The following is a 26536-nucleotide window of genomic DNA, read 5'->3' on the forward strand; positions in this document are numbered from 1 at the left end:
GCGGGGCCCCCCCCCAAACGCCGCCGGGCGGGGCGGGGGGGGGGGGAGCGCGGGGGCCGCGCGGGGGCCGGCCGGCATTGGCGGGCGGGTGTTGGGGCTCGGGCGCGATTTCGCCTCGGTCGCCGGCGACGGCCATGTCGACCGCCTGATCGCCGACGAAGCGCTGACCCGGCTCGAGGTCGACGCGCTCGGCCTCGACGCGCTCGACCGCCGCTATCTCTCCATGATCGCGCGCAATTTTGGCGGCGGGCCGGTCGGCATCGAGACGATCGCCGCCGGCCTGTCCGAGCCACGCGACGCCATCGAGGACATCATCGAGCCCTATTTGATCCAGCAGGGGTTCATCCAGCGCACGCCGCGCGGCCGTATGCTGACGGCCAATGCTTGGCGCCATCTCGGCCTCGATGCGCCGAAGGACCTGGCGCAGCAGCAGATCAATCTGTTCCAGGAGGAGTAGCGGCGCGAGCGGTCAGGCGCAGGTTCCAGACCACCAGGGATCAAGCATCCGTGAACGCTCTGCGCAAAATCTACTCGTCTTTGCCGATTTGCCGGCGCAATCGTGGATTTTATAGCCGCCGCGATCCAAGTGCCGGAGCCACAAAATGATAACCAGACGCGGGTTCCTGCGCTTCATCGGCGGGTCGTTCCTGACGGCTGCCGCGCTCGGCGCCTATGCGGTCGGCCTCGAGCCGATGCTGCTGACGCAGGTGAAGCGCTATGCGCTGACGCCGCCGCAATGGCCTGGTGGCCTGAAGCTGCGGGTCGTCGCGCTCGCCGACATCCATGCCTGCCGGCCCTGGATGACGCAGGAGCGGATCGCTTCGCTCGTCGAGGATGCGAACGCGTTGCAGCCGGACCTGATCGTGCTGCTTGGCGACTATATTGCGGGCATGCCCCTGGTGACGGGGCCGGTCACGCCATCGCAGTGGGCGTCCGCGCTGTCGGGCCTCAAGGCGCCGCTCGGCGTGCTGTCGATCCTTGGCAATCACGATTGGTGGAACGATGGCTTCGCGCAACGCGCCGGAGCCGGGCCGACCATAGCGCGCAAGGCTTTGGAGAAAGTCGGAATCCCGGTGCTGGAGAACGATGTCGTGCGCCTTGAGAAGGATGGGCATGGCATCTGGATCGCTGGGCTCGCCGACCAACTGGCTCTGCTGCCGGCCAAGCGTGGCGACGGGTTCAAGGGGTTCGATGATCTCGACGGCACACTGGCCAAGATCAGCGACAGCGCGCCTGTCATCCTGCTCGCTCATGAGCCGGACATCTTCCCAACTGTGCCAGGGCGGGTTTCGTTGACGCTTTCGGGCCACACACATGGCGGACAGGTGCGGCTGTTCGGCTATTCGCCTGTCGTGCCATCGCGTTTCGGCAATCGCTACGCCTACGGCCATGTCGTCGAGAACGACCGCAATCTGATCGTCTCGGGCGGGCTCGGCTTCAGCATCATACCGGTGCGTTTTGGCGTGCGGCCAGAAATCCTGCAGGTCGATCTCGGTTGATCTGAAGAAAAGCTCAGTGGAGTGACCGGATCACGTCCATCGCGCCAGGCTCGGCCTTGTCGCCATTGAAGGCATCGACGATGCCGAAGGCGCCGCCATAACTCCACACCGACCAGGAGAAGCCGTGCGCTTCGGCGCGCGCGATCATGTCCTCGACATAGGCGGCCCGGTACTGCGCCGGCAGCACATAGCTGCTGCCGTATTCCTGGCGGATCATGCCGAACTCGCCCAGCGTGATGTTTTCCGGCCTGATGCCGTTGGCCTTGGCCCAGGCCTCAACCTTCATGAACGGCGCATCCATCAGGCCATGGAGCTTGTCGGGGCTGTCCATGCCGGCGACCTGCTCGTCGAGATAGGCAAGCAGCCCGCTCTGCCGTGTCCATGGCGCCTCGGCCTTGATCCGGGCGCGGATGGTGTCGAGCGTCACAACAAGCTGCGCCTTCGGCACTGATGTCAGAGGATAGGGCAGGCCGGTCACATAAGGGATGAAGTCGCCGGCCCAGGTCGCGCCCTGGTGGGTGAGCAAGAACGGATCATAGGAATGGAAAGCCCAGATGACATTGTCGTCGGGGATTGCCTTGGGATCTATCTTTTCCAGTGACGACGCGGCGGAATAGCAGGCGCCGGTCAGCACCAGGGTCAATTTCGTGGCCGAGGATCGCGCCGCCGCGAACAGTTGTCGCTGGCGATCCGGCCACAGGCTGGTGCCGTCACTGTCGCAATCGACGATCGGTTCGTTCATCAATTCGACGGCGACCTTCTTGGGATCCTCAGCGGCCAGGGTGCGGGCCATCCTGCGCAGCATGTCGACATAGAGGTCGAAGGTCCGCGGATCGTCCATCACCTCGGCCATGCCGATCTTGCGGCTGCCGCCGGCCGGGATCAGGTGCATGTCGACGATCACCTTCAGGCCGGCGCGGTTGATCATGCGCACCGAGTCCAGCACGCTGGCATAGAGGTCGTCACGCAACGCCATTGTCTGGTCGGACAGGAAGGGCGAGGGGTCGACCGGCATGCGCAGGAAATCGAAGCCGGCACTCTTGAGCGCCTTGAGATCGTCCTCTTTGAGGAACTTGCGCCATTCCGGATAGGGCAGGATGGCTTTGCGATCGCCCCATTGATCCTCGCCGGGCCAGGTGACCCACTGGTCTAGGTTGAGGCCGCGCTTCATCGAGAAGGTTGCCGCCTGGCCGGGCCAAGCCACGGCCATCAGCACGAACAACGCCGCCATCAAACTCTTGATCATCGCCGTCAACAGTGCCATCCGATGCCAGTCACGCGCCGAACTGGTGCCTCGCCGCGACTGAAAAAGGAAGCGCAATGGGCGATCATGGTGAATCGGAGACGCTGCTGGCCGGGCTTTCCGGCGCGCTGACGGCGTTCGGCCACCGGCTGATGGCGCGGGTCTACTATGCCGACACCGATTTCTCGGGCGTCGTCTACCACGCGCGCTATCTCGAATTCCTCGAGCGCGGCCGCTCCGACTATCTGAGGCTCACCGGCGTGCACCACACGGAACTTGCCGACGGCAAGCATGGCGAAAGAATAGTCTGGGTGGTGCGCCGCATGGAGATCGACTTCCGCAGCCCCGCCCGCATCGACGATATCCTGACCGTCGACACCCGCACCGAAGAGATTTCCGGCGCGCGCATCTTCATGGCGCAGCAGCTCAAGCGCGGCGACGAGGTGCTGGTCGAGGCCAAGGTCGAGGCGGCGATCATCGGTGAGAATGGCCGGCCGAGACGCTTTCCCAGGGAATGGGTGGCAGCCTTCATGCCCAAGGCATTGAACGACAGCTGATTGCACGGATCGCGCTCCCAGCTTTTCGCTGACGCCGGCGCCGGGGCGCGGCAATGCGCCGCGCCTTAACCACTAACCCATCCTTAACCATAACGGTCCATGAAGATATTGGTGAAGATCGGCGCTATCCGGCGCCTTCCTTTCACCAATATTTGCCCCGAAAAGGCCGCTAACGGCACAGTTTGGGGTGTCCGGTAGCTTCGTGCGAACCGACCACAAGGGATGCCATGGGCCAGCCGCCAGCTTCGCCCGGAAAATCTTAAGGACGTAACGATGGAAAATATCGCACTCGCCGAACCGGGCGCGCAATTGTCGATTTGGGCCCTGTTCATGCAGGCCAGCTGGGTGGTCAAGCTGGTCATGATCGGTCTGCTCTGCGCCTCGGTGTGGACCTGGGCGATCATCGTCGACAAGTTGGTCGCCTATGGCCGCATGCGGCTGGCGCTGAACCGTTTCGAGCAGGTTTTCTGGTCCGGGCAGTCGCTGGAGGAACTCTACCGCACGCTCGCCGACCGCAAGACGTCAGGCATGGGCGCCATTTTCGTCGCGGCAATGCGGGAATGGAAGAAGAGTTTCGAGAAAGGCGCCAAGTCGCCGCTCGGGCTGCAGACCCGTATCGACAAGGCCATGGACCTGGCGCTGACCCGCGAGATGGAGAAGCTGGAGGGGCGTCTCGGCTTCCTCGCCACCACGGGTTCGGCCGCCCCGTTCATCGGCCTGTTCGGCACCGTCATCGGCATCATGACCTCGTTCCAGGCCATTGCCGGCTCCAAGAACACCAGTCTTGCGGTGGTTGCGCCCGGCATTGCCGAGGCGCTGCTGGCGACGGCCATCGGCCTGCTCGCCGCCATTCCCGCTGTTATCGCCTACAACAAGCTGTCGTCCGATGCGAGCAAGATAGCGGTGCGCATGGAGGGGTTCTCCGACGAGTTCTCCGCCATACTCTCGCGCCAAATCGATGAAAAAGTCGCGCCGAAGGCCTGAGGAGCACAAAAGATGGGTATGTCCGTAGGCATGGCAGGGCGCGGCGGGCGCGGCCACCGGCGGCGCGGCCGTCATCATGGGCTGATGTCGGAGATCAACGTCACGCCGATGGTCGACGTCATGCTGGTGCTTTTGATCATCTTCATGGTCGCCGCACCGATGCTGACGGTCGGCGTGCCGATCGACCTGCCCGACACGCAAGCCAAGGCAATGAACGCCGACACGCAGCCGATCACCGTCTCGATCAACGCCGCCGGCCAGATCTATCTCCAGGAAACCGAGATCCCGATCGAGGAATTGGTGGCCAAGCTGCAGGCGATCTCGAAGACCGGCTATGAAGAGCGCATCTTCATCCGCGGCGACAAGTCGACCGACTATGGCACCGCGATGAAGGTGATGGCTCGCATTTCGGCGGCTGGCTACAAGAATATTGGCCTGGTTTCACTGCAGGAACAGGATCAGTAGACGCACGATGAGGACCGGCCTCACCACATCGGTGATCTTGCATACGGCGGTGCTGGCTTTCGGCCTGTTCACGCTGTCGGCGCCGGCTGCGCTTCCGACGGCTGATGTGGAGTCCGTCTCGGTCGATATCGTGCCGATGGAAGCCATTGCGCAGACCTTGCAGGGCGACAAGAAGGCCGTGATGCATGAAAAGCCGGCGCCCTTGCCGACACAGCGTCCCGATATCGTGCCGGCCGCGCAGAAGGTTGGCGAAAACAGCGTCGACACCGACAAGCCGATAACGCCCGAAGCCAAGCCGAAGCCTGTCGATATGACGTCGGCCCCGCCGCCCGCGCCGACCCCCAAGGAAACGCCGAAGACCGAGGACGTGCCGAAGCCGCGGGAAAAGCCGAAACCCATTCCGGCGACGGAAGTGGCGCCGGCACCGCAGCCCAAGGAAGAGGTCAAGCCCGAGCCGGTCAAGCAGACGGAGCCCAAGCCGACACCGGCCAAGCCGGCGCCGACACCGCCGCCGCAGGACAAGACCGCAGCTATCGATCCGACGCCCGAGGTCAAGCCGGATGCAGTCGCGGAGGCCATAGCGAAGGATCCGCCCACCGAAGAGGCCCAATTGCCGAGCTCGGCGCCTGCGCCGGAAGCCCGGCCGAAGCCGCAGCCGGCACAGGCAGAAAGCGCCAAGGCGCCGGAACGCAAGGATGCCGAGAAGCCGGTCAAGGAAGCTTCGTCGAAACCGAAGTCCGACGACAAGCAGTTCAATGCCGATGAGGTCTCCGCGCTCCTCGACAAGCAGAAGCCATCCGGTGGCGGCGCCAAGCGCTCGACGCAGCAGGCGTCGCTCGGCGGTGACAAGGATCAGGGCCAGAAACTGTCGAAGTCGGAGCAGGGCGCCCTGGAAAGCCAGTTGGGTGGTTGCTGGACCCTGCCGGCCGGCTTGGAAGGCTCGGAAAATTTCATCGTCGTGGTCCGCTTCAACCTGAACACTTCCGGCAAGCTTGACGGCCGCCCTTCTGTCGAAAAATCGAGCGGCAACCGGCAGTTCGATGAAAGCGCGGTTCGCGCGGTTCAGAAATGCGACATGGCCGGCCTGCAGGTTCCCGCCGGCAAGCAAGACATCTGGTCAGACATCCGGGTCACCTTCGATCCAAGGGAAATGCTGGGCCTCTAGGCCCTGACATCCGAAAATCAGTACGAGAAGCGAGAAGACATGAAATCAATCCTCAAGCCGCTCCTGATGGTCGCGACAATAGTGCTGGGCTCGATGGTCGGCGCTGCCGCTCCGGCATGGGCGCTCGTCGAGCTCAACGTCAACAAGGGCAATGTCGAGCCGCTGCCGATCGCGATCACGGATTTCCAGGGCGGTGACGCGCTTGGCGCGCAGATTTCGCAGATCGTCACCGCTGACCTGAAGCGCTCCGGCCTGTTCGCGCCGATCGACAAGAGCGCCTTCATCGAGAAGATATCCAACCCGGACGCAGCACCCCGCTTCGACGACTGGAAGGTGATCAACGCGCAGGCGCTGGTCACCGGCAGCGTCAGTAAGGAAGCTGATGGCCGCATTCGCGCCCAATATCGTCTTTGGGACACTTTTGCTGGCCAGCAGATGGCCGGCGAGCAGTTCTTCGCCAACGACGCCAATCAGCGCCGCGTCGCCCATATCATCGCCGATGCCATCTACGAGCGGCTGACCGGCGAGAAGGGCTATTTCGACACCCGTGTCGTGTTCATCGACGAGTCCGGCGCCAAGAACGCGCGCAAGAAGCGCCTTGCCATCATGGACCAGGACGGCGCCAACGTCCGCTATCTCTCGGACGGCCGGTCGATCGTGCTGACGCCGCGCTTCTCGCCGAACCGGCAAGAGATCACCTACATGTCCTATGAAAGCGGCCAGCCGCGGGTCTATCTCCTGCAGATCGAGACCGGGCAGCGCGAACTGGTCGGCAATTTCCCCGGCATGACGTTCGCGCCGCGCTTCTCGCCCGATGGCCAGAAGGTTATCATGAGCCTGTTGCGCGACGACGGCAATTCCAACATCTTCGCCATGGATCTGCGCAGCCGCTCGACGACGCGGCTGACCAACTCGACCGCCATCGATACCTCGCCCTCCTATTCTCCGGACGGCAGCAAGGTGGTGTTCACCTCCGACCGTGGCGGCCGCGCGCAGATCTACGTGATGGGCGCCGACGGCTCGGGCCAGACCCGCATCTCCTTCGGCGATGGCGTCTATTCGACGCCGGTTTGGTCGCCGCGCGGCGACCTCATCGCCTTCACCAAGCAGACCGGCGGCGAATTCCAGATCGGCGTCATGAAGACCGACGGATCTGGCGAGCGCATCCTGTCCTCCGGCTTCCAGCAGGAGGGACCGACCTGGGCGCCGAACGGCCGCGTCTTGATGTTCTTCCGCGACTCCAATGGCGGCCCGAAACTGATTTCCGTCGATTTGACCGGCCGCAACGAGCAGCCGATCCCGACCGCGAACTTCGCGTCCGACCCGGCCTGGTCGCCGTTGCTGGAATAGGTTCGGCTGAATTGCCACACATGCTGAAAAGGGGCCGGTTTCGGCTCCTTTTCCATGCATTGGTCGCGTTTTGGCCGCATTTCCGCCTAGGGTCCGCGCGCAATGTCGCCCCTGGTTCAGCGTTGGGCGTAATGGTCGCGGACGGCGGCCTAAACCAAATTTTAACCGTGTTTCTTGAATGCCGGTTAACCCAAACGTGGTTACTGGGTGATCAACGAAATCACTCGAAATGCGAAGGAGAGGCGGCATGGGCCGTATCGCAGCACTTACCAGGAACCCTGTCATGATCGCGCTGGTGGCGATGCTCGCCATCGCCGGTTGCGCCTCGAAGAAGACGCCGAACAGCGCCGCCGATCTCGGCCTCAACGGCGCCGGCGCGGCGACGCCCGGCTCGGCGCAGGACTTCACCGTCAACATCGGCGACCGCATCTTCTTCGACACGGACTCGTCCTCGATCCGCGCCGACGCGCAGACCACGCTTGCCCGCCAGGCCCAGTGGCTGAACCAGTACAAGCAGTATGCAATCGTCGTCGAAGGCCACGCCGACGAGCGCGGCACGCGCGAATACAATCTGGCGCTCGGTGCCCGCCGCGCCGCCGCCGCCCGCGACTTCCTCGTCTCCAAAGGTGTCGCCTCCAGCCGCCTGAAGACCATTTCCTACGGCAAGGAACGTCCGGTGGCGGTGTGCGACGACATCTCCTGCTGGTCGCAGAACCGCCGCGCGGTCACCACGCTCAGCGGCACCGGTTCCTGAGCCATCCCAAGGCTGCTCGGCTCCTCAAGAGGCGGCGCAGCGGCATAGCGGCAGAAATGCAACACAGCTTCGCGAAAGGCGGCCCCCGGGCCGCCTTTTTCATATCCGGCCGCCAGAAACAAAATTTGGCCGAAGTCTCGCGCCCTGCTATGAGCCGAGGGCGCTTGGCTGGTCCCACTCTGATTGGAAGGCGCTGACAGACCAACGACACACTGCGAGAGGCACATGCATTTGAGATCGGTTCTGAGCGGCACGCTTGCGCTGTTGCTCCTATCAGGCGTCACCGCCCTGGCGAGCGGCTTGGGAGCGAGCGGCACGGGGCAATCAACCGACAGCGGCTTTTCCTTCCATCTGCCGTCGATCGAACTGCCCCGTCTCTTCGGCGAGAAGAAAGCGGACCAGGTCCAGCTTGCGCAGCAGTCCAACGGCGCCGCCGCGACGGGGCTCGAAGACCAGTTGCGGCAGATGAACGGCAAGATCGAAGAGCTCAATTTCCAGATCCTGCAAATGCAGGAACAGATGCGCAAGCAGCAAGAAGACAACGAGTTCCGTTTCCAGCAGCTTGAAGGCGGCGCGCAAAACGGGCAGCCGCCGGCGCAGAAGAAGTCCGACGCCACCACCGACACCAACACCGACGTGGCGGCGGCCCCGGCAACGCGGACGCCGGCCGATGCCGGCGCCGCGCCCCGCAGCGACCAATCCACATCCGGCAAGACGGTCGAGGACGTGATCGTCGAATCTCCCGATGGCGATCCTGGCAAGGTGATCCCGGGCAAGGGAGCGCCGGAAAAGACCTTTGGTTCCATCACCGTCGACAAGAACGGCAATGTGATCGATGCCAATGGCAACACCCAGGCAACCGCGCCGGCGCAAGACACCGCCCCTGCCACCGGCGCGCCGGCCAAAACCGGCAAGTCCGACGGCACTGTGGTCGCGGCGCTGCCCTCCACCAACGACCCGGAAGAACTCTACCGCAATTCCTATCAGTTCATCCTGTCGGGCGACTACAGCACCGCCGAACAGGGCTTTCGCGATCATATCTCCCGCTTTCCCAAGGACGCGAAAACGGCGGACGCGCATTACTGGCTGGGTGAGTCGCTGCTTGGCCAGCAGAAATACCGCGACGCCGCCGAGGTCTTCCTCTCCGCCAGCAAGGACTATCCAAAGGCCAAGAAGGCACCCGACATGCTGCTGAAGCTCGGCGTGTCGCTGGTCGGCCTCAAGCAGCACGACGTTGCCTGCGCCACCTTCAGCGAGGTCGGCAAGCGCTACCCCGATATTTCCAGTGCACTGAAGGAACGCGTCAAGCAGGAGAAGGCCCTGGCTGCGTGCTGACTTTTCGCAGGTATGCCGCAGTCCCAAAACCGGGACCGCTTTTGGACGACATGCATTGATGTTCGACACCGGGCCCGATCTTTCGACCGGACTTTTTTCACATATCGATTTTACCCACGGCGCCGTTGCGGCCGTGTCCGGCGGCAGCGACTCGACCGCCCTGCTTCTCCTTCTCAAACATCATCTCGATCGAACCGCACCGTCCGTCAGGCTGCTGGCCGTGACGGTCGACCATGGTCTGCGGCAAGGGTCGGCAGCCGAGGCGCAAGCCGTGGCCGAGCTGTGCGCTGAGCGCGGTATCGCCCACCGCATCCTGGCCTGGTCCGGACGCAAGCCATCGACCGGCCTGCCGGCGGCGGCGCGGGAAGCGCGCTACCGGCTGCTGGCGGAGGCGGCGCGGGCCGAAGGCATCGGTCTGATCGTGACCGGCCACACGGCGGACGACCAGGCCGAGACGGTGCTGATGCGGCAAGTGCGCAAAGAGAGACTGGCCGGCGAACAGAGACTGGACCGCGAAGAAGGCCGTGGGCTTGCCGGCATGGCACCGGGCACCCTTTATGACTGGCGCGAGTGGATCGTGCGTCCGCTGCTGGGCACGCGGCGTGCGGCGCTTCGCGATTTCTTGCAGCGTGAACATGTCGGCTGGGCCGACGACCCGACCAATGCCGACGAAAGCTTCGAGCGGCCGCGTGTGCGCGCCGCACTTGCCGGGGACGCTGGCGTGCAACGTGTCGATGGCGCCCTGGCATTGGCGGCGCGGGCGGGCGTGGAGCGCACGCAGCTTGGTTTGGCTGCCGCAGAACTCATTCTTCGCTTTGCCAGCCAGCCGGCAGCGGGGCTCATCCGGCTCGATCCGGCTCTGCTGACCGCGGGCGACGACCGCGCCGCCGTCTACCTCTTGCGCGTTCTCGTGGCGACAACCGGCGGGGTTGCTTTCTTGCCGGACCAAGCCCGCGGCGAGGCGCTGTTCGGCCGGCTGAAGGCCGGATTTCTTTGCGCTACATTGTCGCGGACGGTGGTTGACTTCAGGCGCGCCGGTATCTTCCTGCGCCGGGAAACTCGCGGTTTGCCTCGGGCCGCCGCCGCGATCGACGGCAGCATTTGGGATGGCCGCCGCCGTATCACGTTGCACGACAGGTCCGGCGGATTGTTGATCGCACCCTTGGGGGACGCGGCGGCAAAACGGCTGGCAATCGCCAAGGAAGAAACACCGCAGAGCCTGCTGCGCGCCGCGCGTGCCGCCGAACCGGCGCTGCTGCAGGCCCCGGAGAGGCCGGGTTTGGTGCCTGATCGGCCGGCATCGCAAGGGTTCGCGGCCCAGCCGGTCGTTGCACCCTTTGCCCGCTTCCTGCCCTCCTTCGATCTGGCGCCGGCGCGGGCCGTCGCCGGGCTGATCGGCGCATCGCCGCTTCCCGCCTTGCCTTTCGGTGGCCACAGTGCCGGTTGATGGTGATCGAAAGCTTAACCCAGACATGCTGTTATGCTTGGCAAGGGGAAGTGCTCTCCCTATGTTAGGCCCAAGTTTCCTCTCATGATGCTGTCCGTCCGCGGACGCCAACGGGACAATTGATGAATCCGAACTATCGCAACCTCGCGCTCTGGGCGATCATAGCGGTCCTGCTCATCGCCCTCTTCAATCTGTTCCAGACGCCGCAGACGCGTGGGGCTTCGAGCGATGTGCCTTATTCGCAGTTCCTGCAGGATGTCGGGGCCGGCCGGGTGAAGACGGTGACCATTGCGGGCGCCCGCATCACCGGCACCTACACCGACAATTCCAGCGGCTTCCAGACCTATTCGCCCGGCGATCCGCAGCTGGTTTCGCGGCTGCAGGACAAGAACGTCACCATCAATGCGCGCCCAGAAACCGACGGTTCCAATTCGCTGTTCGGCTACCTGATCTCATGGCTGCCGATGATCCTCATCCTCGGCGTCTGGATATTCTTCATGCGCCAGATGCAGTCTGGATCCGGCCGCGCCATGGGTTTCGGCAAGTCGAAGGCCAAGCTCCTGACGGAGGCGCATGGCCGCGTCACCTTCCAGGACGTCGCCGGCGTCGACGAAGCCAAGGAAGACCTGGAAGAGATCGTCGAGTTCCTGCGCGATCCGCAGAAATTCCAGCGCCTCGGCGGCAAGATCCCGCGCGGCGTGCTGCTGGTCGGCCCTCCCGGCACCGGCAAGACGCTGCTTGCGCGCTCGGTCGCCGGCGAAGCCAACGTGCCGTTCTTCACCATTTCCGGTTCGGACTTCGTCGAGATGTTCGTCGGCGTCGGCGCCAGCCGCGTGCGTGACATGTTCGACCAGGCCAAGAAGAATGCGCCCTGCATCATCTTCATCGACGAAATCGATGCTGTCGGCCGCCATCGCGGCGCCGGCCTCGGCGGCGGCAATGACGAGCGCGAGCAGACGCTGAACCAGCTCCTGGTCGAGATGGACGGTTTCGAATCCAACGAAAGCATCATCCTGATCGCCGCCACCAACCGTCCCGACGTGCTCGATCCGGCGCTGCTCAGACCAGGCCGTTTCGACCGCCAGGTGGTGGTGCCGAACCCCGACATCGTCGGCCGCGAGAAAATCCTCAAGGTGCATGTGCGCAACGTGCCGCTGGCGCCCAATGTCGACCTCAAGGTCGTCGCGCGCGGCACACCGGGCTTTTCCGGCGCCGACCTGATGAACCTCGTCAACGAATCCGCGCTGATGGCGGCGCGGCGCAACAAGCGCCTCGTCACCATGGCCGAGTTCGAGGACGCCAAGGACAAGATCATGATGGGCGCTGAGCGCCGCTCGTCGGCCATGACCCAGGCCGAGAAGGAGCTGACCGCCTATCACGAGGCTGGCCACGCCATCCTGGCGCTCAACGTGCCGTCGGCCGATCCGCTGCACAAGGCAACGATCATCCCGCGTGGCCGGGCGCTCGGCATGGTCATGCAGTTGCCAGAAGGCGACCGCTATTCGATGAGCTACAAATACATGATCTCGCGCCTCGCCATCATGATGGGCGGCCGCGTTGCGGAGGAGTTCAAGTTCGGCAAGGAGAACATCACATCGGGCGCTTCCTCCGACATCGAGCAGGCGACCAAGCTGGCGCGCGCCATGGTCACACGCTGGGGCTTCTCAGACAAGCTCGGCCATGTCGCCTATGGCGACAACCAGGAGGAAGTGTTCCTCGGCCATTCGGTGGCGCGCACGCAGAACATCTCGGAAGAGACAGCGCAGATCATCGACGCCGAAGTGCGCCGCCTGATCGACGAGGCCTATTCGACGGCGAAGTCCATCCTGACCAAGAAGAAGAAGGAATGGATCGCGCTGGCGCAGGGCCTGCTCGAATACGAGACGCTCTCAGGCGAAGAGATCAAGCAGCTGATCGCCGGGCAGAAGCCGGCGCGCGACCTCGGAGACGACACGCCGCCCAGCCGCGGCTCGGCCGTGCCGAAGTCCGGTGGCCGCCGCAAGAAGGGCCCCGAGCCCGAAGGCGGCATGGAGCCGCAGCCGACAAGCTGAGTTGAGACTACTGGTTTCAAGAAAAACGCAGCGGCTTCAATCCGCGGCGTTTTGCTGTTCGGGGGTAGGGCAGTTCACCGATTAACGAAAACGGCGAACCGCTCCGACTCTTTGTTTTGACGCGACTCCAGACGGAAAATCGTTTCACATTTTTCGTGGAATGCTCGGGTCAACCAGTCAAAGAGCGTGCGGCGCGGGTGCGGCTGCCTTGCCAGGGCGCTGCCCGTCAGTCCGGCCGGCGTGTTGCTTGCCCCATCTGGCGAGCGGGATCAGAGCATTGTCCAGCTCGATGCCGAATTCGGTGATCGAGTATTCGACCCTCGGCGGCACTTCGGGGAAGGCTGCGCGATTGATGATGCCGTCGGCCTCCATCTCGCGCAACTGCTGGATCAGCATCTTTTCGCTGATGTCCGGCACCAGCCGCTTCAGTTCGCCGAATCGCGCCGGCGCCTTGTGTATCTGCCAGAGCAGCAATGCTTTCCATTTGCCGCCGATCACCTCAAGTGCCGGCCCCAGTCCGCAACTATCTGGCTGTTTCTTTCCCATGTTTCATCCAATTCTGAGCAATCGGTGGGTGGCTTACATTTTTGTCGGTACTTGAGAAAAACCAAGCCGGTCCATAGCTTCGGACCTGATCGCCAATACCGGCGAACACCACAACATCATATCGGTATTTCGCTTCGGCCTGCAAAGACCGTCGGCGGCCGGATTTTGTCGAAAGAGGATGGATCATGACACGATACACAAACAAGAAGGCCGTGGTGATCGGCGGGACGCACGGCATGGGACTTGCCGTCGCCGAAGCCCTGGCCGAAGGCGGCGCCGAAGTCCTGGTCACCGGACGCGACCAGCGCAATATCGACGCCGCCCGCGCGAGGCTGTTTTCCCGGGCTCATGTCGTGCGGTCCGACATCAGCGACATGGCCGATATCGTCACACTCGGGGCCGAAGTGGGACAGAAGCTCGGCCGGATCGATTTCCTTCACATCAATGCCGGGGTTGCCAATCTCGAACCGGTGGAGCGTGTCACCGAGGATAGTTACGACTACGCCTTCAACATCAATGCGAAAGGCGCGTTCTTCACCGCGCAGCGCCTGCTGCCGCTGATCAGGGATGGCGGCGCCATAATCTTCACCTCGTCGGTCGCCGACGAATCCGGCACCGCCGGCATGAGCGTCTATTCCGGATCGAAGGCGGCAGTTCGCGCTTTCGCCAAGGTGCTGGCCGCCGAGCTCCTGCCGCGCCGGATCCGCGTGAATGTGGTCAGCCCCGGTTTCATCGATACGCCGACCATGGGTGTGGCCGGAGCTTCCGCCGAAGAGCGGGCCGCCTTCATGAGGATAGGCGATGCCGTCACGCCAATGAAGCGTCACGGCACGGGCGAGGAGGTGGCGCGCGCGGTGCTGTTCCTGGCATTCGACGCGACCTTCACCACGGGCGCGCGGCTGACCGTCGACGGCGGCCTTGGCCAGGATCTGAGCCCGGTGCCGGCGTGACCCCCGCAAGCAAACAAAGGAGAAGCAGGATGAGCGATATCGCGGTAATCGGCCTCGGCGCCATGGGCACGGCGCTCGCCGAAGCCTTTCTCAACAAGGGACATGCGGTGACGGTGTGGAACCGTTCACCGGCAAAATCTGAAGCTTTGGTGGTCAAGGGAGCCATCGTGGCCGCAAGCGTCGAGGAAGCCGTCAGATCGAGCCCTCTGATCGTGGCGTGCCTTCTTGTCTATGACACCGTCCATGAGGTGATTGATCCTGCACGGGAAGCGCTGTCGGGTCGCACATTTGTCAATCTCACCAACGGTACACCTGAGCAGGCAAGGGCGATGTCCGTCTGGGCCACCAAATACGGCGCCCACTATATCGATGGTGGCATCATGGCCGTGCCGCCGATGATCGGCGGGCAGCATGCCTTGACCCTTTATAGCGGCCCCAGGCAAGCATTCGACGCCCATTCAGGGCGGCTCGATGCGCTCGGGACCAGCAGATATCTTGGCGAGGATGCGGGTCTCGCACCCCTCTACGATATCTCGCTTCTGGCCGGAATGTATGGGCTGTTCGCTGGTGTCCTGCAGGCGCTGGCGCTGACCGGCGCGGCTGGAATCCCGGCCGGGGAATTCATGCCGTTGCTGATGTCGTGGCTTCAGGCCATGCAAGGCGGGTTGCCGAAATGGGCGGAGCAGGTCGACAGCGGCGTTCACACCAGCAATGTCGTTTCCAATCTGGGTATGCAGGTTGATGCCTATGTCAATCTGGTCGACGCCAGCAGGGCGGCCGAAGTCAGCACTGAACTCGTTTTGCCGATGCAAAGCCTCATGAAACGCGGGGTGGCTGCCGGCAGAACTGACGCCGATCTTTCAAGCCTGGTCGCGCTCCTACAGCTCTCAAATCAAGGCAACTGAAGCTGGTCTAAAGCGCGTAGCGTCAAAATGGATTCATGCGACGCGCTTCAGATATTTGTTTTCATGCATGTCCCTCCGCCAAAACCAAGTCACTTTTGGGCGACGTGCATCAGCTCAGCAAAAAAGCCCGCGGACCTTGCGGCTCGCGGGCTTTGTTTTCAGCCGTTGGCTTCGTTCAGCTCTTCAACTTGGCATTGCAGAGGCTGTAGAAGCCGCCGCCCTTCTGGATCCACTTGAGACCGCCAAGCGTGTTGGCGTCTTTGTTGGCATAATACTGTTCGAGGCAGGTATGCATCCGGCCCTTGGCCGGGGTCTCGGTGGCAAATTTCGGCGAGATCGCGGAGGGGAACGTGACACCTTTGGGTGCCGCAGCAGTCGGCTTTTCAGGCTCGCTCTTGAAGGTTGCCTCGCTGGGGGCAGGCACGGTGTCGTCATCCGAGGCGGCGGCGCCGCATTCGGCCTTGCGGAAGTCGTTCCACTTCATGCCTTTCAGGGTATTCGCCGTCTTCGCGGCCTGGTACTTGGTGCTGCATTCAGCCATGCTCAGGCTCTTGCCGCCGCTGGCGGCGGGAGCCGCCGCGGCAGCCTTGGAGGTTGCTGGCTTGGTGGTTGCCGGCTTGGTCGTGTCAGCGGCCGCCGCGGATGCGCCGGCGGCGCATTCGGTCTTGCGGAAGTCGTTCCACTTCATGCCGTTCAGCGTGCCGGCAGCCTTCGCCGCCTGGTACTTGGTGCTGCATTCCTTGGCTGTCAGGCCCTTGGCCGTGCTGTCGGCAGCCGCGGCGGCGGGCTTGGTCTCCTTGGCAGGCTTGGTGGTTTCAGCGGCCTTGGTCGTGGCCGGCTTGGTGTCCGTGGTCGCCGCGGCGTCGGTGCCGCACTGCGCCTTGCGGAACTGGTTCCAGGTCGCCCCGGCAAGTGTCCCCGCGTCCTTGGCGGCATTATACTTCGTGCTGCATTCGGCCATGGTCAGCGCGTGGGCTGGCGCAGCCAGGAACAATGTTGCTACGGCGAGGCCGGTCAAAGTGGCAAGTCGGTGGATGAGCATAGCGTTTCTCCGTTGCAGCAGCCCATTATACGTCCCGGCGAATCAATAACGCTCAACGGTCGGTTGCGCCAGATGCCAAAAACAAGATTTTCCGCGTGCGTCTGCGCCGAATAGCTCGCAAAACTGGTATATTGCAACACCGTGGCGCCATCGTGTAAGGCTGCGGCCGTGTTGTGTGCAGTGCACAACAATGAATTTCTAAGAATTGGTAACATATAATCACACAATGTGATCATGGCGCACCGGCCAATTTGTGGCATGACGTGCCGGCTAAGAACAATCGGGGATACCGACCAGCATGGCAGGAAATTACTTCGGTACGGACGGCATCCGCGGGCGCGCCAACAAGTTTCCGATGACCGCCGAAATCGCCATGCGCGTCGGCATGGCCGCAGGCCTTTCGTTCCAGCGCGGCAGCCACCGCCATCGTGTCGTTCTCGGCAAGGACACGAGGCTTTCCGGCTACATGATCGAGAATGCGATGGTGGCCGGTCTGTGCGCCGCCGGCATGGACGTGTTCCTGCTCGGCCCGATCCCGACGCCGGCTGTTGCCATGCTGGTGCGTTCGCTGCGCGCCGATATCGGCGTCATGATCTCGGCTTCGCACAACCCCTATTACGACAACGGCATCAAGCTGTTCGGGCCAGACGGCTACAAGCTCTCCGACGAGATCGAAGAGCGCATCGAGAGCATGCTCGACAAGGATATCGAACTGGCGCTCGCCGATTCCGACGGGCTTGGCCGGGCCAAGCGCGTCGACGGCGTGCATGACCGCTACATCGAATTCGCCAAGCGCACCCTGCCGCGCTCGATGTCGCTTTCGGGTCTCAGGATCGTCGTCGACTGCGCCAATGGCGCGGCCTACAAGGTGGCGCCCGAGGCATTGTGGGAACTCGGCGCTGAAGTCGTGGCCATCAATGTCGAGCCCAACGGCTTCAATATCAACAAGGAATGCGGCTCGACCCATCCGGCCGGCCTGCAGAAGAAGGTGCATGAAGTGCGCGCCGACATCGGCATCGCGCTCGATGGCGATGCCGACCGCGTCGTCATCGTGGATGAAAATGGCGCGATCGTCGATGGCGACCAGATCATGGCGCTGATCGCCGAGTCCTGGCACCAGAGTGGGCGCCTTGCCGGCGGCGGCGTCGTTTCGACCGTCATGTCCAATCTCGGCCTTGAACGCTTCCTTGGTGACATGAAGCTGCAGCTGCACCGCACCAAGGTCGGCGACCGCTATGTCGTGGAACATATGCGAGCGCATGGGCTCAATGTCGGCGGCGAGCAGTCGGGGCACATCGTGCTGTCGGATTTCTCGACCACGGGCGACGGCCTGGTGTCGGCGCTGCAGGTGTTGGCCTGCATCAAGCGCCAGGGCCGCCCTGTCAGCGAACTGTCGAAGAAGTTCGAACCCGTGCCGCAACTCCTCAAGAATGTTCGCATCGACGGTGGCAAGCCGCTCGAGGAAGCTCCGGTCAAGGCCGCCATCGAGGATGCACGCCAGCGTCTGGGCAAAGCCGGGCGGCTGGTCATCAGGCCATCCGGCACCGAGCCGCTGATCCGTGTCATGGCCGAGGGCGACGATCCGCAGCTGGTCGAGGCGGTCGTCAACGACATCGTCGAGGTGCTCTCGGAAACCCGTAGCGCCGCCTGATCTCCGGGCGCCCGAGGCGTTGCATCGAAGCCCGCCCTTCCGGCGGGCTTTTTGCTGGCCGGAGAACCGGATCCGGCTGTCGAAATCACCTTCGAATCTTCTGGATTTTACAGATTCGTGGTTAACCGACAGGGTTAAACGCGTTTTAACTTTTGCAATTCATTATCCACGCCTGAAAGCCAATCTCATTCGGACACGATCGCCGTTCCGAGGGTTTCTAGGGGTGACAAGCATGTTCAATACAGCAAGAAAGGCCCTGTTCGCGCTGCTGTTCGCGGGTCTGGCCTGGCCCGTCTTTGCGGCCGACCTGCCGGAGCCGCAGGTCGAAGAAGCGCCACCGCCGGTCTACGAGCAGCCGGTCGCCGACGTCGGCGGCTGGTACATCCGCGGCGACCTCGACTACCACAAGTCGAGCGTGCGCGGCATCGACTATATGACCTACGACCTCGACTGCTGCGGCAACATAGTCCCGGGCGGTAAAAGCTTCGATTTCGGCAAGCTGAAGGGCGGCTTCTCGCTCGGCGGCGGCGTCGGCTACAAGATCAACGATTACTTCCGCACCGATCTGACCGCCGATTATTGGTTCAAGTCGAACTTCAACGGCGGAACATCGGATACCTCCACTACTCCAGTCACGACTTCGACTGAAGTGTCGAAAATGAGCGCCTTGCTGCTGCTCGCCAACGCCTATGTCGATATCGGCACCTGGCACGGCATCACGCCCTATGTCGGTGCCGGTATCGGTGGCGCCCACATCAAGTGGGACACTGTCCATGATCCGAACACGACCGAGACCAACCCCGGCGCGTCGAACTGGCGCTTCGCCTATGCGGTCATGGCCGGCGCTTCCTACTGCCTGACCGACAAGATCATCCTCGATGCGGGCTATCGCTTCTCCCATATCCAGGGCGGCCGCATGTTCGAATGGGATGCGAGCAGCGCCGGGCCGGGCTTCGATCACGGCTTCAACACCCACGAAGTACGCGGCGGCCTGCGCTATCAGTTCGGCGGCAACAATGGGTGCGCCGCACCTGTCGTGGCCTACCAGCCTGAACCCGAGCCGATCTATACCAAGTAACGCTTCCACTTTCCGAAGAATTCACGAGCCGCTCGGCGCCAGCCGGGCGGTTTTTGTTTTGGCCGTTTGGATGGAAGTCTGTCCGCCCGAAATGAATTCGCTAACGCTCTGTTAGCCTTAACCGGCACTTAACCACTATGGTTAACAATGCTCCTTGAAACGATGGCTGCCGCCGTGATTGCAGGCGTCGCCAATCCGGGAGTCGGGGAACCATGACACTCACATCGCGTATTGTGCTGGCGCTTGCCGGACTGGGGCTCTTGCCGGTGACATCAGCGTTCGCCGCCGATTATGATCCGCCGGTCTATGTCGACCAGGCGCCCGATTACGTGCCGGTCGAGGTCGGCTCCGGCTGGTATCTGCGCGGCGATGTTTCCTATCTGGTGGAGAAGAGCTTCAAGAACGATGATTTCGCCTTCACACCGGCGAGCTTCGACGAGAAAGAAAGTCCGATCTTTGCCAGCATCGGCTTTGGCTACCACTTCACCGATTATCTGCGCGCCGATCTCAATCTCGGCTATCTCCCCGGCAACAAGATCGGGATTGGCTACAACGATTCCGCGATTGTAACACCGCCGGCAACCGCCACCGTGGCATCGGCTGACCTGAAGAATTACGCGTACTCGCTCATGCTCAACGGTTACGTCGACCTCGGCACTTATGTCGGGATCACACCCTATCTGGGCGGTGGCGTCGGCATCGTGCAGAGCACGCGCAAGCTTTCGGCGAGCTATTTCACCAACAATAGCGACCCCACCGACGATTTCGTCCAAACCGACGACAAGACGCAGTATTCCTTCGCCTATACGCTGAATGCGGGCCTTGCCTACCAGGTGTCGAAGAACGTCTCGGTTGATCTGGGCTATCAGTATTTTTCGGCACCGGATGCCGAATACGTGACCGCTGCGAGCCTGACCTCGTTTCCGATCCACAAGGGGATCAGCAATCACCAGGTCAAGCTAGGGCTGCGCTACGACCTCTGGTAGGCCTGCTGCAGACCCAGGATTTTGGCGGCGGATCCTCGGGTCCGCCGTTCGGGTTTTGCGCATGGCATTCTTGTTACAGATGGCCGGTATCCCGGGTGCGACAAAAACTTTCCTCTTGACGCCCGAGGCCTGAACGCATATCGCCGTCCGTGGGCCACCCCTCCCCAACGAGGGGCCACTATCTGGAAGGATAGACCACGATGACGACGCATACGAAGCCCGGGCTCCGTCCGGCAAACCCCAATTTCTCCTCAGGTCCCTGCGCAAAACGTCCCGGCTGGTCGGTCGAGGCGCTCAAAGATGCCGCGCTCGGCCGTTCCCACCGCGCCAAAATCGGCAAGGCCAAGCTCGAGCAGGCGATCGAGCTGACGCGCGAAATCCTCCAGGTCCCGGCGGACTACCGCATCGGCATCGTGCCGGCATCCGACACCGGTGCTGTCGAGATGGCGCTGTGGTCGCTGCTCGGCGAACGCGGCGTCGACATGGTCGCCTGGGAGAGTTTCGGCTCCGGCTGGGTCACCGATGTGGTCAAGCAGCTGAAGCTCGCCGACGTCCGCAAGCTCGAAGCCGGCTATGGCGAGTTGCCGGACCTCGCAAAGATCGATTTCGACCGCGACGTGGTCTTCACCTGGAACGGCACCACATCCGGCGTGCGGGTGCCGAATGGCGATTTCATTCCGGCCGGCCGCCAAGGCCTGACCATCTGCGACGCGACGTCGGCTGCGTTCGCGCAAAGGCTCGATTTCCAGAAGCTGGATGTCGTCACCTTCTCCTGGCAGAAGGTGCTGGGCGGCGAGGGCGCACACGGCATGCTGATCCTGTCGCCGCGTGCCGTCGCGCGGCTGGAGAGCTACAAGCCGGCATGGCCGCTGCCGAAAATCTTCCGCCTGACCTCCGGCGGCAAGCTGATCGAAGGCATCTTCAAGGGCGAGACCATCAACACGCCGTCGATGCTGTGCGTCGAGGATTATCTCGACACGCTCCGCTGGGCGAAGTCGATCGGCGGCCTGGATGCCCTGGTCGCCAGGGCGGATGCCAATGCCGCGGTTCTCGACAGGTTCGTCGGCAAATCCGCATGGCTCGGGCATCTCGCCGCCTTGCCGGCGACGCGGTCGAACACGTCGGTGTGCATGTCCTTCACCGACCAGCAAGTCTCGGCACTCGACCCGGACGGGCAGGCAGCTTTCGCCAAGGGGCTCGTCTCGGCGCTCGACAAGGAAGGCGTCGCCTACGACATCGGCTCCTACCGCGACGCGCCTCCCGGACTTCGCATCTGGTGTGGCGCGACGGTCGAGACCTCCGATCTCGAAGCGCTGCTGCCCTGGCTCGACTGGGCCTTCGCCGCGCAGAAGGCGTCGCTGAAGGCGGCGGCCTGAGATTTCATGGCGGCCTGCGGGCCGCCATTTCCCGACAACCCATTTTTTAAGGAGGCCGCCATGGCGCCCCGCGTTCTCGTCTCGGATAAACTTTCCACCACCGCCGTGCAGATATTCAAAGACCGCGGCATCGAAGTCGACTATCTGCCCGACCTCGGCAAGGACAAGGAAAAGCTGCTTGAGGTGATCGACCAGTATGACGGTCTCGCCATCCGCTCGGCGACCAAGGTCACCGAAAAGCTGATCAACGCCGCCACCAAACTCAGGGTTGTCGGCCGCGCCGGCATCGGCGTCGACAATGTCGATATCCCGGCGGCGAGCCGCAAGGGTATCATCGTGATGAACACGCCCTTCGGCAATTCGATCACGACAGCCGAACATGCCGTCGCGATGATCTTCGCGCTCGCCCGCCAGATCCCGGAAGCCAACGCCTCGACCCATGCCGGCAAATGGGAAAAGAACCGCTTCATGGGCGTCGAGATCACCGGCAAGACGCTGGGCGTCGTCGGCTGCGGCAATATCGGCTCGATCGTCGCCACGCGCGGCGTCGGGCTGAAGATGCATGTCATCGCCTTCGATCCGTTCCTGTCGGATAAACGCGCGGAGGAACTCGGCGTCGACAAGGTCGAGCTCGACGAGCTGTTTGCCCGTGCCGACTTCATCACGCTGCACACGCCGCTGACCGACAAGACGCGCAACATCATCGATGCCGCGGCGATCGCCAAGATGAAGAACGGCGTGCGCATCATCAATTGCGCGCGCGGCGGGCTGATCGTCGAGGCCGACCTAGTCGCGGCGCTGAAGAGCGGCAAAGTGGCAGGCGTCGGCATCGACGTGTTCGAGGTCGAACCGGCCGAGCAGAACGTGCTGTTCGGCATGGACAATGTTGTGGCGACGCCGCATCTCGGCGCCTCGACGGCGGAAGCGCAGGAGAATGTCGCGCTGCAGGTCGCCGAGCAGATGTCGGACTACCTGATCAAGGGTGCGGTCTCCAATGCCATCAACATGCCGTCGATCACGGCCGAGGAAGCGCCGCGGCTCAAACCCTTCGTCAAGCTCGCCGAAGTGCTCGGTGCCTTTGTCGGCCAGGTCACCGAGGATCCGATCAAGGAGGTCGAGATCCTGTTCGACGGCTCGACCGCGACGATGAACACGCGCGCGCTGATCAGTGCGGCACTTGCCGGGCTGATCCGGCCGCAGGTCTCCGACGTCAACATGGTGTCGGCGCCGATCATGGTGAAGGAGCGCGGCATCATCGTCGCCGAGGTCAAGCGCGACAAGTCGGGCGTGTTCGACGGCTACATCAAGCTGACCGTCACGACCGAGCACAGGACGCGCTCGATCGCCGGCACCTGCTTCTCGGACGGCAAGCCGCGCTTCATCCAGATCAAGGGCATCAACCTCGACGCCGAAGTCGGCCAGCACATGCTCTACACGACCAATGCCGATGCGCCCGGCATCATCGGCCTGCTCGGCACGGTGTGCGGCGAGAACGGCGTCAACATCGCCAACTTCCAGCTTGGCCGCAACCGGCCGGGCGGCGACGCCATCGCGCTGCTCTATCTCGATGCGCCGTTCCCGGAAAAGGTGCTGGAGCAGGTGCGGTCGCACAAGTCGATCGACTCGGCCAAGCGGCTGCAGTTCGACGTGGGCGGAGTGTGATCCGGATTGTCGTGAAAGATAGAAAGGCGCGGCTGGTCCCGCGCCTTTTTCGTTCAGCGCCTCTTGGCTGACGGCAGCATCGCCATCTTGCGTCCGCTGGATTCGGCAAGCGCGATGCCGCCCAGCACGAGCACGAGTGCCAGCGCCTGATAGAGCTGGAACGTCTCGCCGACGATCAGCACCGAAAGCAGCGTGCCGAAGATCGGCACCAGATTGATGAACAGGCCGGCGCGGTTGGCGCCGATCAGCTCGTTGCCCCTGATGTAGAAGATCTGCGAGACGACCGAGGCGCCGATCGCGGTATAGACGATGACCGTCCAGCCGCGCGCGTCGGGCACGATGACCTTGCCGGCGGCGATCTCCCACAGGAAGAAGGGCAGCGAAGTGACCAGCGCTGCGATCGACATGGCCAGCATCAGGCTCTGCCAGCGCATCGCCGGCTTCAGCCGCAGCCCGACCGAATAGCCGCTGTAGAGGATGACCGCGACCAGCATGATGGCGTCGCCGAAATTGAGTTCCAGCGTCAACAGCCGGCGCGGATCGCCGTGGCAGGCGGTCAGGATCACACCAGCGATGGTCAACACGACGCCGGCAATCTGCGCCCAGCTGACGCGCAGGTGGAAGAAGACGAAATTGGCGACGATGATCAGGACCGGCATCGCCGCCTGTTCGATCGAGACGTTGATCGCCGTCGTGTAGTTGAGCGCGGTGTAGAAGATGGTGTTGAACAGGGTGAAGCCGCTGGCGCCAAGTGCTGCCAGGACGAACCAGTGCCTGCGCACGACAGGCCAGTCCTCCTGGATCGTGCGCCAGCCGATCGGCAGCAGGATCGCCACTGCCAGCACCCAGCGCAGGAAGACCAGCGTCATCGGCGAAACGTGATCGACCGCCAGCTTGCCGGCCACCGAATTGCCGCCCCACAGCAAGGTGGTGAGCAGCAGGAATATGTAGGCGCTTCGATGCATCGGGGGATTCCGGCCGCGGCGGATGAGTTGCGGTGTTTGCCGGCCTATTGCCCCCGCAAGCCCAAGTAAATGATGTCAAAGCCGAAAATTGTTGTGCCTCAGGGCATTTTCGGCGGCAAAGAAAGGTCGCGCTCGCGAGGTCTTGACGCTATAGAGGCCTGTCGTTTCGAACCATATCCAAGCCGCTCGGCGGCGTCTCAAGGGAAAAGAAACATGGCCAATGTGGTGGTCGTCGGCTCGCAGTGGGGCGACGAAGGCAAGGGCAAGATCGTCGACTGGCTGTCGGAGCGCGCCGATGTCGTGGTGCGTTTCCAGGGTGGCCACAATGCCGGCCACACGCTGGTCGTCGACGGCAAGGTCTACAAGCTGTCGCTGTTGCCGTCCGGTGTCGTGCGGCAGGGCAAGCTGTCCATCATCGGCAATGGCGTGGTCTTCGACCCGCATGCTTTCGTGGCCGAAGTGGCGAAACTCAAGGCCCAAGGCGTCGAAGTGACGCCGGATCGCCTGAAAATAGCCGAAAACACAGCGCTTATCCTGTCGCTGCACCGGGAACTGGACGGATTCCGCGAGGATGCCGCCACCAATTCCGGAACGAAGATTGGCACGACCCGCCGCGGCATCGGCCCCGCCTACGAGGACAAGGTGGGCCGGCGCGCGGTTCGGGTGATGGATCTGGCGGATTTGGAAACACTGCCCCTGAAGGTCGACAGGCTGCTGACGCACCACAATGCGCTGCGTCGCGGGCTTGGCCACGGCGAAGTCACGCATGACGCGATCATGGCGGAATTGACCTCGGTCGCCGACCAGATCCTGCCGTATATGGACCGGGTCTGGAAGGTGCTCGACGACAAGCGGCGCGCCGGCGAGCGCATCCTGTTCGAGGGCGCGCAAGGCACGCTGCTCGACATCGACCACGGCACCTATCCGTTCGTCACCTCGTCCAACACGGTCGCCGGGCAGGCCGCCGCCGGTTCGGGCGTCGGTCCTGGCGCCATCGGCTATGTGCTCGGCATCACCAAGGCCTACACGACACGCGTCGGCGAGGGCCCGTTCCCGACCGAGCAGAAGAACGAGATCGGCGAATTCCTCGGCACGCGCGGCCATGAATTCGGCGTCGTCACCGGGCGCAAGCGCCGTTGCGGCTGGTTCGACGCGGTGCTGGTGCGCCAGGCCGTCGCCGTCAACGGCATCAAGGGCATCGCGCTGACCAAGCTCGACGTGCTCGATGGACTGGACGAAATCAAGGTCTGCACCGGCTACCGCCTTGACGGCGAGATGATCGACTACCTGCCGGCGAGCCAGGGCGCGCAGGCCCGTGTCGAACCGGTCTACGAGACACTGGAGGGGTGGAAAGGCACCACCGCCGGCGCGCGCAGCTGGAACGATCTTCCGGCCCAGGCGGTCAAATATGTCCGATACATCGAGGAGTTGATCGGCGCGCCGGTAGCACTCCTCTCCACCAGCCCGGAACGGGACGACACGATACTTGTGACCGATCCGTTTCAAGACTAGTTTCTGGAGCCTTTCCCGGGCATCGCAGCTGATTTGCAGGGGCCGGCGCGGAAGCAAAATACAGGTCGACTGAAGCATGGCAGATTTCGTTGCTATTCTGAAAAAGGCGCTCGACAAGCACGGCGACGAGACGCCCGAAAAGCGTACGCGTATTTATCAAAGCGTCCGTACCATGCTGGCGAAGAAGCTTTCGGAATATTCGCCGCCGCTGGCCACCGAAGCCATAACCACGCAGAAGCGCTCGCTGGAAGACGCCATCGGGAGTGTCGAGCGCGACTATGCCAAGAGCGTTCCGGAAACGGACCCGCTCGCCGAACTGGAACATATCTTCTCCTCCATAGACCGTAACAAGAACCAGCCGAACCACACGCGTCAGCCGGCGAACGTGGAGCCGGCGTGGCCGGCGCCTCCAGCCGCCAAGACAGAGCCTTATCGGCCCGCGCCGCCGCCCGAAGCCAGGGCCGAGCCGAACTGGCAAAAGCCCGTGCCGGCGCGGCCGGCAGCCCCTGACCTAGCCGACGACTCGCTGCCGGGCACGGATGGGGAGCAGGACGATGACCGGGCTGATGTCTTTCCGAATGACGACGAGCCGGCGGCCGCCGATACGTTCCAGCGGCTGCGCCCGGCGGAGCGCAAGCGCTGCTATGGCGGGCTGATCGCCGCTGTCGTCGTCCTGCTGGTCGTTGCCGGCGGCGGCTATGGCATCTGGCTGAACAAGGCTGCGTTCAGCAAGATGCTGGGCCTGGACGGCGGTAGCAAGGTTGTAAAGGTCGAACCGGTGAAACCGGCGCCGGCCAAGCCGGCGACCGATGCGGCGCCGCCTCCAGCACCCCCCGCAGGTGCCGCCGAAGCGACGAAATTCACACAGCGGCTGACGCCTGAAGGCGGCGAAACCGATCCCGGCCCGGCCGCTGGACAAAGCGGCATAGGCGAGGGTGAATCCGTCGCTGCGCTGCCCCCCCCCCCCCCCCCCCACACCCCCCCCCCCCTCCCCCCCCCGGGGGCCCCCCCCC

Annotated in this window: 23 protein-coding genes and 1 pseudogene; 20 read left to right on the plus strand and 4 right to left on the minus strand. The window is 63.4% G+C overall.

The window, feature by feature from the left end; all coding sequences use genetic code 11:
* Nucleotides 1–457 (plus strand): Holliday junction DNA helicase RuvB C-terminal domain-containing protein (locus JT360_RS30805; RefSeq protein WP_284732059.1); only part of this gene is annotated, 457 nt, incomplete at its 5' end.
* Between the two features lie 145 nt (nucleotides 458–602).
* Complete coding sequence (locus JT360_RS30810; protein WP_214476852.1) at nucleotides 603–1499, plus strand: metallophosphoesterase; 897 nt, start codon at nucleotides 603–605, stop codon at nucleotides 1497–1499.
* A gap of 13 nt (nucleotides 1500–1512) precedes the next feature.
* On the opposite strand, the gene JT360_RS30815 is transcribed toward JT360_RS30810, so the two are convergent.
* Nucleotides 1513–2763 carry a glycoside hydrolase family 5 protein gene (locus JT360_RS30815; protein ID WP_214476854.1) on the minus strand — a complete coding sequence of 417 codons (1251 nt, stop codon included), beginning with the start codon at nucleotides 2761–2763 and terminating at the stop codon, nucleotides 1513–1515.
* A 56-nt stretch (nucleotides 2764–2819) separates the two neighbouring features.
* Between JT360_RS30815 and ybgC the strand changes: the two genes are divergently transcribed.
* From ybgC to ftsH, 9 genes are all read left to right on the plus strand, one after another.
* Complete coding sequence (gene ybgC / locus JT360_RS30820; RefSeq protein ID WP_214476856.1) at nucleotides 2820–3299, plus strand: tol-pal system-associated acyl-CoA thioesterase; 480 nt, start codon at nucleotides 2820–2822, stop codon at nucleotides 3297–3299.
* Between the two features lie 273 nt (nucleotides 3300–3572).
* On the plus strand, nucleotides 3573–4283 hold the full coding sequence (gene tolQ, locus JT360_RS30825; RefSeq protein ID WP_214476858.1) for a protein TolQ: 711 nt from the start codon (nucleotides 3573–3575) through the stop codon (nucleotides 4281–4283).
* Between the two features lie 12 nt (nucleotides 4284–4295).
* Nucleotides 4296–4748 carry a protein TolR gene (gene tolR / locus JT360_RS30830; RefSeq protein ID WP_027047494.1) on the plus strand — a complete coding sequence of 151 codons (453 nt, stop codon included), beginning with the start codon at nucleotides 4296–4298 and terminating at the stop codon, nucleotides 4746–4748.
* 7 nt (nucleotides 4749–4755) lie between these two features.
* Nucleotides 4756–5913: a cell envelope integrity protein TolA gene (gene tolA / locus JT360_RS30835; protein ID WP_214476860.1), complete on the plus strand. Its 1158-nt coding sequence runs from the start codon at nucleotides 4756–4758 to the stop codon at nucleotides 5911–5913.
* A gap of 66 nt (nucleotides 5914–5979) precedes the next feature.
* Nucleotides 5980–7263, plus strand: a complete 1284-nt coding sequence (tolB, locus tag JT360_RS30840) for a Tol-Pal system beta propeller repeat protein TolB (RefSeq protein WP_250889191.1) — start codon at nucleotides 5980–5982, stop codon at nucleotides 7261–7263.
* A gap of 247 nt (nucleotides 7264–7510) precedes the next feature.
* On the plus strand, nucleotides 7511–8017 hold the full coding sequence (gene pal / locus JT360_RS30845) for a peptidoglycan-associated lipoprotein Pal (RefSeq protein WP_214476866.1): 507 nt from the start codon (nucleotides 7511–7513) through the stop codon (nucleotides 8015–8017).
* A 225-nt stretch (nucleotides 8018–8242) separates the two neighbouring features.
* Nucleotides 8243–9352: a tol-pal system protein YbgF gene (ybgF, locus tag JT360_RS30850; RefSeq protein WP_214476867.1), complete on the plus strand. Its 1110-nt coding sequence runs from the start codon at nucleotides 8243–8245 to the stop codon at nucleotides 9350–9352.
* A 58-nt stretch (nucleotides 9353–9410) separates the two neighbouring features.
* Nucleotides 9411–10799 carry a tRNA lysidine(34) synthetase TilS gene (gene tilS, locus JT360_RS30855; RefSeq protein ID WP_214476869.1) on the plus strand — a complete coding sequence of 463 codons (1389 nt, stop codon included), beginning with the start codon at nucleotides 9411–9413 and terminating at the stop codon, nucleotides 10797–10799.
* Nucleotides 10800–10921: 122 nt separating this feature from the next.
* Nucleotides 10922–12850, plus strand: a complete 1929-nt coding sequence (ftsH, locus tag JT360_RS30860; RefSeq protein ID WP_214476871.1) for an ATP-dependent zinc metalloprotease FtsH — start codon at nucleotides 10922–10924, stop codon at nucleotides 12848–12850.
* Between the two features lie 177 nt (nucleotides 12851–13027).
* Here ftsH and JT360_RS30865 read toward each other — a convergent pair whose 3' ends face one another.
* A complete protein-coding gene (locus tag JT360_RS30865) occupies nucleotides 13028–13396 on the minus strand; it encodes a winged helix-turn-helix transcriptional regulator (protein WP_214476874.1) in 369 nt (122 codons plus the stop codon).
* 185 nt (nucleotides 13397–13581) lie between these two features.
* Here JT360_RS30865 and JT360_RS30870 point away from each other — a divergent pair, with 185 nt between their 5' ends.
* Together JT360_RS30870 and JT360_RS30875 are read left to right on the plus strand one after the other, a co-directional pair.
* Nucleotides 13582–14346, plus strand: a complete 765-nt coding sequence (locus JT360_RS30870; RefSeq protein WP_214476876.1) for an SDR family oxidoreductase — start codon at nucleotides 13582–13584, stop codon at nucleotides 14344–14346.
* 29 nt (nucleotides 14347–14375) lie between these two features.
* Nucleotides 14376–15251: an NAD(P)-dependent oxidoreductase gene (locus tag JT360_RS30875; protein ID WP_214476878.1), complete on the plus strand. Its 876-nt coding sequence runs from the start codon at nucleotides 14376–14378 to the stop codon at nucleotides 15249–15251.
* A gap of 175 nt (nucleotides 15252–15426) precedes the next feature.
* On the opposite strand, the gene JT360_RS30880 is transcribed toward JT360_RS30875, so the two are convergent.
* On the minus strand, nucleotides 15427–16293 hold the full coding sequence (locus JT360_RS30880) for a hypothetical protein (RefSeq protein WP_214476880.1): 867 nt from the start codon (nucleotides 16291–16293) through the stop codon (nucleotides 15427–15429).
* Between the two features lie 298 nt (nucleotides 16294–16591).
* Between JT360_RS30880 and glmM the strand changes: the two genes are divergently transcribed.
* The 5 genes from glmM (at nucleotide 16592) to serA (ending at nucleotide 23046) form a co-directional block, all read left to right on the plus strand.
* A complete protein-coding gene (gene glmM / locus JT360_RS30885; protein WP_214476883.1) occupies nucleotides 16592–17944 on the plus strand; it encodes a phosphoglucosamine mutase in 1353 nt (450 codons plus the stop codon).
* 232 nt (nucleotides 17945–18176) lie between these two features.
* The gene (locus JT360_RS30890) at nucleotides 18177–19022 is read left to right on the plus strand and encodes an outer membrane protein (protein ID WP_214476884.1); all 846 of its coding nucleotides are present in this window, start codon (nucleotides 18177–18179) and stop codon (nucleotides 19020–19022) included.
* Between the two features lie 212 nt (nucleotides 19023–19234).
* Nucleotides 19235–20008, plus strand: coding sequence for an outer membrane protein (locus tag JT360_RS30895; protein WP_214476886.1), 774 nt, complete (start codon nucleotides 19235–19237; stop codon nucleotides 20006–20008).
* 200 nt (nucleotides 20009–20208) lie between these two features.
* Nucleotides 20209–21384 (plus strand): phosphoserine transaminase, encoded by a 1176-nt coding sequence (locus tag JT360_RS30900; RefSeq protein ID WP_214476888.1) that lies wholly within the window; start codon nucleotides 20209–20211, stop codon nucleotides 21382–21384.
* Between the two features lie 60 nt (nucleotides 21385–21444).
* Nucleotides 21445–23046 carry a phosphoglycerate dehydrogenase gene (serA, locus tag JT360_RS30905; RefSeq protein ID WP_214476890.1) on the plus strand — a complete coding sequence of 534 codons (1602 nt, stop codon included), beginning with the start codon at nucleotides 21445–21447 and terminating at the stop codon, nucleotides 23044–23046.
* Nucleotides 23047–23099: 53 nt separating this feature from the next.
* Here the strand turns inward: serA and JT360_RS30910 are convergent, their stop codons facing one another.
* Nucleotides 23100–24011 (minus strand): DMT family transporter, encoded by a 912-nt coding sequence (locus JT360_RS30910; protein ID WP_214476892.1) that lies wholly within the window; start codon nucleotides 24009–24011, stop codon nucleotides 23100–23102.
* A gap of 213 nt (nucleotides 24012–24224) precedes the next feature.
* Between JT360_RS30910 and JT360_RS30915 the strand changes: the two genes are divergently transcribed.
* Both JT360_RS30915 and JT360_RS30920 read left to right on the plus strand, forming a co-directional pair.
* Entirely contained in the window at nucleotides 24225–25523 is a 1299-nt protein-coding gene (locus tag JT360_RS30915; RefSeq protein WP_214476894.1) for an adenylosuccinate synthase, read from the plus strand.
* Nucleotides 25524–25599: 76 nt separating this feature from the next.
* Nucleotides 25600–26536: pseudogene (locus JT360_RS30920) on the plus strand (hypothetical protein); the annotation flags it as partial.

The sequence above is a fragment of the Mesorhizobium sp. dw_380 genome, assembly GCF_018588885.1.
GTDB lineage: Bacteria > Pseudomonadota > Alphaproteobacteria > Rhizobiales > Rhizobiaceae > Mesorhizobium.